Source organism: Xenorhabdus griffiniae (assembly GCF_015163655.1).
GTDB lineage: Bacteria > Pseudomonadota > Gammaproteobacteria > Enterobacterales > Enterobacteriaceae > Xenorhabdus > Xenorhabdus griffiniae.
Map to the genome: position 1 here is coordinate 1 of NZ_JADEUF010000231.1, position 1,754 is coordinate 1,754.

Annotated in this window: 1 protein-coding gene; it reads right to left on the reverse strand. The window is 33.3% G+C overall.

Annotated features, from left to right (window positions below):
- Nucleotides 1-67 precede the first annotated feature (67 nt).
- The gene (locus IQ211_RS19080; RefSeq protein ID WP_223281901.1) at nt 68-1,657 is read right to left on the reverse strand and encodes a DUF262 domain-containing protein; all 1,590 of its coding nucleotides are present in this window, start codon (nt 1,655-1,657) and stop codon (nt 68-70) included.
- Nucleotides 1,658-1,754: the final 97 nt, after the last annotated feature.

Genomic DNA, 1,754 nt, shown 5'->3' on the forward strand with positions numbered 1-1,754 from the left:
TTTCCTATATTCAGGTAATAAAAAGCCCCGCATTGGCGAGGCTGGTGTTTAATTTTCAATGTTTCAACTAATTCTTAACTGACATATTGCAATACGGGTGAGTAATTTGCGTATTATCTACAGAGCCCACACCTCCATCTTCAACTCTAGCTTTATGATCGTAGGATATAGACTTGGAACTATCTATATATCCGTTACAGATGGGACAAATTAACGCCGAAGATAGTGCTGTTCTTATGAATACAGTATTTTTGCTATCTTCACTGATTTTCTTTCCTTTTGTAATATTGCTTCCTTTTAATACATCACCTTCAAAATGAGAGAGTGAAATAATTTCTTCCCCATTAAGCTGTGAGTTTTCTGATTTTTTAATTTTTTCAAGCAGAAGATCTATCATTGATTCTAGAAATTCAGAGTAATAAACGACCCTTTTGTTATGGCTGGCTCTATTTACTAATGATGATATCAATTGCTTATTTTCAATAAGTGTTTTTTCTAGATTAGAGCGTATGGTAATAAATTCTTTAAAAAATCGCTTGTTATTAAATTTTAATTGCTTTGCTATTACTAATAATGTTCCTAGAAACATTGGGTTAATATGTCTACCCGATGAACTATAGAAATATACAGCTGGATGTAACCCAAGGCTACCCCTGTCATTACCTGTAATCCAATTTACTAATTTTAATGTCTTATCTAACGCTAAAGCAGTTTCTTCTCCATTTTGATCATCTGTTTGAGTTATTAATTCGTTTTGATATTTTTTATTCTGAACAATAGCGATTGATATAAGTTCAATTAAAATATCCAATGCTACTCTTACTTCTCTTGAGCCACCAAGAGGAAGATCTATTGTCTTTATTTTTGAATTTATATCTGGTGAAAATAAGGCTGAATTTAATTTAAGTGATTTCTCTTCGATTTTCTTTACTTTATCATCAGAGAATGAAGACCAATATTTATGACCTTTGCCAGCCCTAATTATTGCTCGCGCTGCTATAGATATTGGCTTTTTTCTATTTCTGAGAAGAAGTTCTTCCACATTATCTAAAGGAGTTCCTTTTTTGTTTATATTGAAAAAGGAAGTTTCAGCTTTCTCCGCATCACCTTTAACCCATTGTATTTGTAGTGCCCTTACATAAATATTAGTTAGAAGCCTAGTTTCATCAGGAGACATACTATTTGGATTTTGTATTTTTTTCTCTATTTCATCCCACTTACCTACAGATTCGTTAACAAGTTTCCTGGTTTTATCAGCGATGCTTTTTTGTTCTTCGGATATATTTCCACCAAAAAAAGATCGAGAAATAACTCCATCACCATAATCATCTTCTTTCCAAGCTCTTAATACGCTGAGCCTATGACCACCATCTATAACAAAAATATAGGAACTTTTCCAAAGAATGACTGATGGAATCAAATCTCCAGAGACAAAGCTTTGTAATAAAGAAACAACCTGTTCAGGTGTCCAGTGATTGGTTTCTCGTTGAAAGTCCGGCTTTCTTAACAATCCAGTTAGCATACCCATATCTCTCATTGCTATATTCTGAATCGATTCAAACCCCATTTCGCTATCGGCTTTTACGAGAAAGTCTTCTCTCGCAATCATTGCATCTAAATTAACTAAATTAGCTTTTCTTGCCATTTTTTTACTCATTTATCACCTTTGATTGTATTGTGATGATTCATCATTAATAAAAATTTAGCAATGACCTAGATCTCGTCGCGTGATTTACAACTCACACCCTCGCTGT